Origin of the sequence: uncultured Gimesia sp. (genome assembly GCF_937910335.1) — a bacterium.
Lineage (GTDB): Bacteria > Planctomycetota > Planctomycetia > Planctomycetales > Planctomycetaceae > Gimesia.
This window is the reverse complement of the sequence record NZ_CALEMX010000103.1, coordinates 1-9501: the sequence shown is the minus strand read 5'-3', so window position 1 is coordinate 9501 and position 9501 is coordinate 1. Positions and strand designations below refer to the sequence as shown.

The 9501-nt window shown below is 46.5% G+C and carries 5 protein-coding genes; all 5 read left to right on the top strand.

Annotated features, from left to right (window positions below):
* Positions 1-531: 531 nt before the first annotated feature.
* The 5 genes from Q0668_RS04130 to Q0668_RS04110 all read left to right on the top strand — a co-directional run bounded on the left by Q0668_RS04130 (position 532) and on the right by Q0668_RS04110 (position 9422).
* Complete coding sequence (locus Q0668_RS04130) at positions 532-2832, top strand: DUF1592 domain-containing protein (protein WP_298860215.1); 2301 nt, start codon at positions 532-534, stop codon at positions 2830-2832.
* Between the two features lie 14 nt (positions 2833-2846).
* Positions 2847-4166, top strand: a complete 1320-nt coding sequence (locus Q0668_RS04125; protein ID WP_298860213.1) for a DUF1552 domain-containing protein — start codon at positions 2847-2849, stop codon at positions 4164-4166.
* Between the two features lie 128 nt (positions 4167-4294).
* The gene (locus Q0668_RS04120; RefSeq protein ID WP_298860211.1) at positions 4295-4672 is read left to right on the top strand and encodes a cupin domain-containing protein; all 378 of its coding nucleotides are present in this window, start codon (positions 4295-4297) and stop codon (positions 4670-4672) included.
* 211 nt (positions 4673-4883) lie between these two features.
* Positions 4884-7007: a neutral/alkaline non-lysosomal ceramidase N-terminal domain-containing protein gene (locus Q0668_RS04115; protein WP_298860209.1), complete on the top strand. Its 2124-nt coding sequence runs from the start codon at positions 4884-4886 to the stop codon at positions 7005-7007.
* A 405-nt stretch (positions 7008-7412) separates the two neighbouring features.
* Positions 7413-9422 (top strand): tetratricopeptide repeat protein, encoded by a 2010-nt coding sequence (locus Q0668_RS04110; RefSeq protein ID WP_298860207.1) that lies wholly within the window; start codon positions 7413-7415, stop codon positions 9420-9422.
* Positions 9423-9501: the final 79 nt, after the last annotated feature.

The window sequence follows — 9501 nt, the reverse complement described above, 5'->3', positions numbered from 1 at the left end:
CGATCGGTAATCACTTTGTCCGAATCATCTCGTTTGAGAAGAAAGTACCATTGATCTATAATGTGAAATCGGTACTCAAATTCGAAGTTAAAAATGGATCGAATCAAGCAGATTTTAATCTCGTTTCCAAATAAACTCATTTAACCTGACTCTAATTCTCTACTCGATTCCCTTGCGCCAGATCTAACGCACTTCCCTCTGCATCTCACAGTTTTTCTATGGCTGTTCCGGGGACCATTCTTTTTCTGAAACGCCCTATCAGACCCAATTAACGTAGATCTGAATGAGGCCGAAAAAACACTGCTTCACTGCCCCCGGTTCCTTAACTAAGTTCATAAAATAACAGGGCTTGTGAAAACACGACCTGCTTGACTCAGCAATCTGACCGCAATAAAATTATAACATTCCATTGATGAACTTTGGCGCGATGAACTTCGCCGCACAGTAAGCCATCAAGATGAGTTACCCTCCACCGGAAGAGCACTGTCAATTCCCACCTGTTTTTCCTGTCTGATTAATGTGATGAGAAATATGAGCTCCAGTCTAAAGCATGGCCTGTTTCGGTTTCGACTAGCATCGCTTAGTCTCATCGGCTGCCTTTACTTCCTGGGCTTTCAGATCACGGTGAACGCTGCAGAACCAAAACCGCTCGCGGGAAAACAGATTTACCAGAAAATGTGTATCGAGTGCCACGCAGCCAAAGGTCAGGGTGTAACAGATAAAGCCAATCCTTTTCACGGCAGAAAAAGTCTGGCAGAACTGACCACACTCATTGAAGAAACGATGCCGGAAGAAGATCCGGAACTCTGCCAGGGCAAACAGGCAGAACAGGTGGCGTTATATGTATTCAATCGGTTCTATACAAATCACTCAGGGGCCGCCACTGATACCGCGCGTGTACAATTATCACACTTAACCGTGCGTCAGTATCTATGCACAACAGCCGACCTGATGTCATATTTCCTGGGAAACGCCAAAGTTACGAACACAGAGCGGGGGCTCAGCGCAGAGTATTACAATAGCCGAAATATGCGTAGAGACAAAAGAGTTTTAAAGCAAATTGATCCCCTTGTGAACTTCCAGTTTGGAACCAAAAAACCCGTAGAGAAGATTACCAATGCAGAAGAATTTTCCATCAAATGGGAAGGCTCCGTTCTCGCTGAAGAAACCGGCGATTATGAATTTATCCTGAAAACAGAAAACGGGGCACGTTTATGGGTTAATAAAACAGATCCGATTATCGATGAATGGGTCAGTTCCCAGGGAAGCCCCAAAGAACATCGCGCCACCATCCGATTACTAGGAGGCAAGCCTTATACGTTACGCTTGCATCTATTCAAATACAAAGACAAATCATCATCTGTCATTCTAGAGTGGAAGCCACCACATAAAGCACAGGAAATCATCCCGCAGCGTAATCTGGTTCCGCAACAGGTTCCGGGCACGTTCATCAGTTCCACCAACTTTCCAGCCGATGACAGCGTCTCTGGTTACGAGCGCGGCAGCGCTGTCTCCAAATCCTGGGATGAAGCAAACACAACTGCTGCCCTCGAAATCATGACGTTAGTCATCAAGCATCTGGATCGGCTGGCGGGGGTAAAAAAGGACGACAAAAATCGCACTGAAAAAATCAAACGTTTCTGTCAGTATTTTGCCCAACTGGCATTTCGGCGTCCACTTACCCAGGATGAGAAAACTTTTTTTGTCGCGCAACATTTTCAACAGGAATCAAATATTGAGTTAGCCGTCAAACGCATCATTCTGCTGGTATTAAAATCACCCCGGTTCCTTTATCTGGACAGCGAGTATAAATCGGTCGATGCCAACACAATCGCTTCCCGGCTCTCTTACGGCTTATGGGATTCCATGCCCGACAAGCAACTCTTTGAGGCTGCAAAATCAGGACGACTGAAGACACCCGATCAGGTCAGACGTCAGGCCGAACGCATGCTTAAAGATCCGCGTGCAAAATCCAAAATCCGTTACTTCTTTCATCACTGGTTACAATTAGATGAAAAAGAGGAACTAGCCAAAGACAAAACGCTATTTCCGGATTTTGACGAACTGGTTGTCGCTGATTTGCGCACTTCGCTTGATCTGTTCCTCGATGATGTTGTCTGGAATAGTGCCTCTGATTATCGCCAGTTACTACTAGCTGACTATGTTTATCTAAATGAACGACTGGCTAAAGTTTATCAGGTCAAACTACCCGCTGGTCCGGATTTCCAGAAAGTGACCCTCGATAAAAATAAACGCGCCGGTGTAATCACACACCCGTACCTGATGGCCAACTTCGCTTACCATGATTTAAGTTCTCCCATTCACCGTGGAGTGTTTGTCACGCGTCGCTTACTGGGACGAACTTTAAAACCGCCACCACAAGCGACCGAGTTTAAAGATGCCAATTTTAAACCAGGCATGTCAACACGCGAAAAAGTCACCTTAATCACAAAACCGGCGGCCTGCATGTCATGTCACAACATCATCAATCCTCTTGGTTTTAGTTTGGAGCACTTTGATGCGATTGGACGATATAGAGAACAAGAAGTCCAAAAACCCATAAATGCCGCTACTGTCCTGGTTTCAACCACTGGTGAAACCGTGAATTTCAATGGTGCCCTCGATCTGGCAAAATACATTGCCAATGACAGGCACGCCCATGCTGCGTTTGTAGACCAGCTTTTCCATCAGGCTGTCAAACAGCCCATAAATGCCTATGGCGAAAATATCCGTGATAAATTAACCACCCAATTTGAAAATTCCGGTTATAATATTCAACAACTATTGATCGAGATCATGCTGGTTGCCACCTTGCACCAACCGCATTCCTGAGAAAGAGCTATCATATGTCATTTCAATCCAGAAGAGCATTCTTAAAAGAGCTGGGGCTCTCAACGGCTGTCTTGCCACTGGTAATGCATTTACCGAGTCTCGGCCTGGCCGCTGATACACGTATTCGCAAACAGCGTCTGATTGTAATGTTCAGCCCCAATGGCATCGTGCCCAAAACTTATTGGCCCGATGAAGTGGGGAATAAGTTCGAACTCAAAGAATCCATGCAGCCTCTGAAACCGTATCAGGATCAGATGCTGGTCATCAAAGGAATTGCAGACCGGGTTCGAGGAGATGGCGACAGCCATATGCGAGGCATGAGTTGCCTGTTGACGGGCATTGAATTATTACCCGGGAATATCCAGGGCGGTTCGCACACACCCGCTGGCTGGGCCAGTGGCCACTCCGTTGATCAGGAAATCAAACGCTTTCTACAAAGTCAACCTGAAACACGCACACGATTCGGCTCGCTCGAGTTTGGCGTCAATGTTCCCGATCGTGCCGACCCCTGGACGCGCATGGTCTACGCCGGTTCCAACAAACCAATTGCCCCGATTGATGATCCTTATCAAATGTTCGAAAAAATTTATGGGAGAATGAAAGACCAGAAAAGTCTAGCCAGCATCTTGGATGATGTAAGAGAAGACCTGAAAAAAGTTCGTACGAAATTAAGTCGTGAGGACCGGCAACTTCTAGAAGAACACGAATCATATGTTCGTGAAATGGAACGCGAACTCAAAGCAGGCAAGAAACAAAAGCTGAGCGTGGAAGTGCCCATTCAGGAAATCGGCATCAAAAATGATAACGATAATATGCCTGTCACCAGCAAAATGCAGATTGATCTGATGGTCAACAGCCTGGCGAATGATATGGCCCGTGTCGCTACTTTACAGTACACCAACTCGGTAGGACAAGCTCGCATGAAGTGGCTCGGCATTAATGATGGGCACCACTCCCTGTCTCATAAACCGGATAAAGATCAGGACGCACAGGACAAACTGACCAAAATCAATAAATGGTTCTGTGAGCAGCTAGCGTATCTGGTTGACAAACTGGATAAAACACCCGAGCCTAACGGAGAAGGAACACTGCTGGATAACACGCTCGTCGTCTGGACAAACGAGTTGGGCAAAGGGAACTCTCACACTTTAAACGATGTTCCTCTTGTACTCGTAGGTAAAGGCCTGGACTTCAAAATGGGACAGTCACTTCAGTTTAAAAACATTCCACACAATCGATTCTTAATGTCCTTAGCACACGGCATGGGACACCGAGTGAAAACCTTTGGAAATCCAAATTTCTGCGGCGATGGCATTTTGTCAGAGTTGACTTGATTCTTTTCGCATCAGGAAACCATTGATTTCGATCTTCGCTCTACACGTACTCATTTTTTGAATTCAAGTACACGCATTTTTTATCCCACAACATCCCGAAGCCCCCCTTCTCTTAAGGAACTGACAGCATGGAACATGTCACCCGCCCCCAGGAAGAGAACGAATACTACTTTGAAGAAGGCTGCTATATTCTCGAAATGTCTCAAGCAGACGTCGACCCCGAAGTCTCCATCGCACGCGCACGTGTGGAACCCGGCAGAACCACCCGCTTTCATCGATTGAAAGATACGTTTGAACGCTACATCATGCTCTCGGGCACAGGAAAGGTCGAAGTCGGCGATCATGATCCAGTTGAAGTTTTCCCGGGAGATGTCGTTCGCATTCCCCCCATGATCGACCAGCGCATCACCAATATCGGCCAGGATGATCTGGTTTTCCTGGCGATTTGCAATCCACACTTCCTCAAATCGATCTACATCGACTCTGAAGATTTACGAGAATCGTAAAGTTCATTCAGGATTGTCACATCAAGTAATACTCTTCGATATCATTTCAGATTGCGCTTTCGCAGAATTTCAATTTGAAAAAGGCCGTTCTTTTTTATAAAGAACTTTAATTATCTCCATTTCTTTCTGTTTTGTGAGTAGTTATATTCAATAGACCAGAGATAATTTTAAAAACCCAAAGCTGGCTGACATTCAAAAAGGATCTGATCGTATGAAACCGATTTTTGCCTCCCTCCTGCTCTCCTGCCTCATTATTTTTCTTCCCACTCAAGCATACGCGGAACTCAAAGTTGGTGCGACGATCGTTGACGTCACTCCCACCAAATTTCCGGTACTCGTCAACGGCAGCATGACCAGCCGATCCGTCACTAAGGTCAACACGAAAGTCAATGCCCGCGCGATTGTCGTCGCCGATGGTGAAGAACGTCTGGCAATTGTCGTGGTCGACAGCTGCATGTTAGCCCGCCCGGTATTAGATGAAGTCAAGAAGCTGGCAGCGTTACGGACTAAAATCCGAGCCGACCATATGTTGATCTCTGCCACACATACACACACCGCACCTTCCAGCCTGGCATGCCTGGGAACAAACGCTGATCCAGACTACGTTCCCTACCTCAGAGGAAAACTCGTCGATGCCATCGTAAAAGCCGAAGCAAATCTCGAACCGGCTCAGGTAGGCTGGGGTGTTGGAAATGCAGCAAAATTCACTGCACTTAGACGTTGGATCAAACGACCTGATCGTATCTCCAATGACCCGTTCGGCAATCCCACCGTGCGAGCCACCATGCACGCTGGTGCAAATTGGGATAATGTCATCGGTGAATCGGGCCCGGAAGATCCTGATCTATCTCTAATTTCGTTCCAGGCTTTGGATGGACGTCCGATCGCACTGCTGGCAAATTTCTCAATGCACTATTTTGGTGACCGTGACTTGAGTGCCGATTATTTCGGTTTGTACTGCAACGGCTTACAGAAACAGCTTGGTAAAACAGTTGGAAAAGATGCGCCACAGTTTGTAGCTATCATGTCACACGGCTGCAGCGGAGATATTTATCGTCGTGATTACACAAAACCTCGTGATCAATGGGCGTTTACAGATGACATTAAAGAATATTCACAGGGACTGATCAATATCACTGCTGATGTTTACAAAAATATCAAATATCGCAAGGACGCCGATATTGAAATGGCCGAAAATCGACTGCAGCTCAATTATCGTGTACCCACTAAACAACTCCTGGAATGGGCACACCGCATTGTAAAAGAAATAGGTGATCGCCTTCCCAAGACAAGCGAGGAAGTTTATGCTCTCGAGCAAATTATCCTACACGAAAGACAGTCAACGGAAGTCGTCACGCAGGCACTTCGAATTGGCGATATCGCCATTACAACAACACCAAATGAAACCTATGCGTTAACCGGATTAAAACTGAAGCTGCAGAGCCCGTTAAGCAAAACGATGGTGATCGAACTTGCCAATGGAGGAGACGGTTATATTCCGCCACCAGAGCAGCATTTGCTGGGAGGCTATAACACCTGGGCTGCCCGTTCCGCTGGACTGGAAGTCATGGCCGAACCCAAAATTGTAGAGTCGGATTTGGAATTACTCGAAAAGGTATCTAACCAACCTCGAAAAAATTATCAGCAATATAGTGGTCATGCCGTGACCACCATTCTTTCCATGAAGCCAGCCGCTTATTGGCGTCTGGATGAGTTTATCGGCCCCCGTGCAAAAGACTCATCTGGAAATCAGCGCGATGCATTTTATGAACCCGCGATTGCCTACTTCCTGGAAGGCCCCCGTTCCAAAGCGTTCTGCTCGCCAGATGAAACTAACAGAGCCGTCCACTTTGCCGGGAATCGATTGCAGGCACGCGTCAATGATCTGAAAGATAAGTATTCTGTCTCACTCTGGATCTGGAACGGAATTCCTCTCGATGCCCGGGAAATCAGCGGCTGGATGTTTTCTCAAGGTCCCAACAATGGACTCGCCGCTTATGGCGACCACTTGGGCGTCGGAGGAACGCAATTCCCCGGAAAACTGGTTTACATGAACGGAACCGATCGCAAACTGCACGCCGGCAAAACTGCCGTCAAACGCTGGACCTGGAATCAGGTCACTTTAGTACGCAATGGACAAATGGTGAAAGTTTATCTGAATGGCAAACCCGAAATTGAAATCAAATCGGCTCCCGGAACTGAAGGACCACTACTGGAACAGCTCTTCCTCGGAGGTCGAACGGATAACCAGTCGAACTGGGAAGGTCGTCTGGATGAAATCGCCATTTTTGATCGCGTTTTGTCGAGCGATGAGATCAAAAAACTGGCGAAATAAAATGTCATTGATTTCTGTTTAAAATAATTTCCCCGTAGCCCGGTCGTTTAATCGACCGGGCTTTTCTATTTGATGCATAATTATGTGTCATACAGTATTTCAAGAGCACTTAACGCAAGCGCTCATCACGCGAGAATCATCAATTCTCTGCAGCTTGCATAAAAACAAGCATATTCATACCTCACTCATGGAGATATAATAAATGCAGATGGCACAACTTTCGCATTAATAGCAACCTTTCCTGCATAGGATCCATTCACAGTACTGCGCCACATGACGGAACAAGAATTATCAACGAATGACTGGCGACTACGCAGATTTCTCCTGCTCATTCTAACAGTAAGCTTTGTTCTGACCCCTGTCTCCACTTCAGAAATCTGGTGGCAACTGAGTCGTGGAAGAGTTGTGACATCTGACTTGGCTCCGCCGGGCCTAATTTTAACCGCAGGAACACCTGTCGCGGAAGCAGACTGGCTGGGAGGACTCCCGTTTTACCTGACCTATCAACTGGCAGGATTTTCGGGACTGATGCTATTAAAATTCGTCGCAGTAGGATTACTCCTCTATTTTTTGCTGAAACGATTTGAAGAACAGTTAAACTGGATCTCATTTTTCATCGTTGTGCTCGCTTTGATGGCCGCAAATACTGGCTGGCAACCAACACCCCGGCTGCTTGATTGTTGGTTTTTTTACCTGACGTGGATTTTGACAGAACGATGGAGCCGTGAACCAGACAGAAAGAAAATACTATCGATCTTGTTTTTGCTGGTTCTCTGGGCCAATAGTTCTCCGCTCTGCCTGTTGGGACTGGCAGTTGTTGTAATCATTCCCTGCCTGCCTGGAAATCAGAAGCAAAATGTTCAACGTCGCAAAAAGTTGAGTCTGCTCATTCTAACTTCATTCATCGCGCTAATGATCACTCCCCGCGGATGGTATACTCCCTACGATTCACTGATTCAAATTTTGCCGGTTTTATTTTATGACAATCAACTTCTTGCCTTGACCGTCTGGCATCCCACATTTCAGAATGGTGCCACAATCGAAGTCATCAGCCTCGGCGTCATGACGATAGGGACTGCCCTGTTTCTGATCTTATATTCAACCAGTTGGATTGAAACAGTCGCATTTCTCGTCTTTGCCATTCCCGGCTGGATGAACTATGACAGTTTACCCCCCTGCATCATCGGCATAACTCTCCTTTTAGGGCATTGCATGCTAAGCAAACAAGTCCCTATTAATTTTCTCAATCTCAAACAAAACGTCCCCCCGGCACTGGGACGATTATTTTTAATTCTGGGGATTCTGTTTTTGAGCTGGAAAGCCGCATCAGGTGTTTTGCCCGGACAATCACAAAGATTAGGCTGGGGAATTGCACCGGAATTAGATATCACTTTGTTGAACCAGACAATAGGCCCCATCGACTATGAAGGAACAGGGCATTGTATGGGTATTGCTTCCACGGGTATGCTAAGCTGGATTAAACCAGATCGTAAAATCAGACCTGTCAGAACGCTCAGGCAAGCGCTACTGCAAGGGAGACTATTTGAAGAACTTTCGCTGAATCAGGAATTATCCAATGGTTGGGAATTTCAAAAACCCCGATCAAATGGAAGCTGGGGAGGCTGGTGGATTCGATTAAAAAACAGAAATTGCCAATTGCTGTTAGTCCCTAATGGAGATTCAAAAACAATCCGCGCGTTGATCAACAGCCGTTGGCAGCCAATGTCTGTCGATGCCTCAGTTTTACCGTTTGGCTGGTCCGGCGAAATTTTAAGCAGCCCTTTAATTGTAAAGTTGTTACCCGTCAAAGATTTTCTGAACCGCGGCCAATGGATCTTTTCACTGCCCTCTCCCTCTGGTACTCCTGAATGTTCCGACTGGTGGGGTATCATAACCGGTGACCCGAACATGAAGTCCGCATTGCTACAGGCGAAAACATTTCGTGCCATGAAACTTTACACTGCCGCTTTGCGGGTTCTGCGCCCTTTATTGCAAGACTACCATACGCCAGAAGTGATGAGAGAATTTCAACTCTGCCAGCAAGAACTGGCCTATCAGGAAAAATTGGACACAGGAAATCCCAGCGATTTAAGATTGCTGACTTATAATAAAACAGCAGAAGAATATGATCGTGCTTTAGATCTGACAGGGCCGATCATTAGAGATCTCGCAGAATCGCAACAGTTTCCCGACACATTTGAAAAAGCGATTGAGAATTATGCACGGGGAAACTGGGAAGCTGCCATCAATCTCCTTTCAACTACTGACAGTGAGACACAGTACGCGAAAGCCCGGATCCTGCTGGAATCAGGTGATCCTGAAAGGGCAGCTGCGTTATTACAACAAATGATACAACAGCATCCCGACGATCGATTGGTTGTTCCCAGCCAGACTCTGTTGGAGTCAATTCAATGAGCCAAAAATATTCCTATATTCCTCCCATCCTGTTTCTGCTCCTGGCTTGCCTTTCGGGCACAGCCTTTTATCTATACGG

Excerpts from the sequence above, each read along its gene's own strand:
- Q0668_RS04130 (WP_298860215.1), top strand. The coding sequence starts at position 532 with ATGAGCTCCAGTCTAAAGCATGGCCTGTTTCGGTTTCGACTAGCATCG.
- Q0668_RS04125 (WP_298860213.1), top strand. The coding sequence starts at position 2,847 with ATGTCATTTCAATCCAGAAGAGCATTCTTAAAAGAGCTGGGGCTCTCA.
- Q0668_RS04120 (WP_298860211.1), top strand. The coding sequence starts at position 4,295 with ATGGAACATGTCACCCGCCCCCAGGAAGAGAACGAATACTACTTTGAA.
- Q0668_RS04115 (WP_298860209.1), top strand. The coding sequence starts at position 4,884 with ATGAAACCGATTTTTGCCTCCCTCCTGCTCTCCTGCCTCATTATTTTT.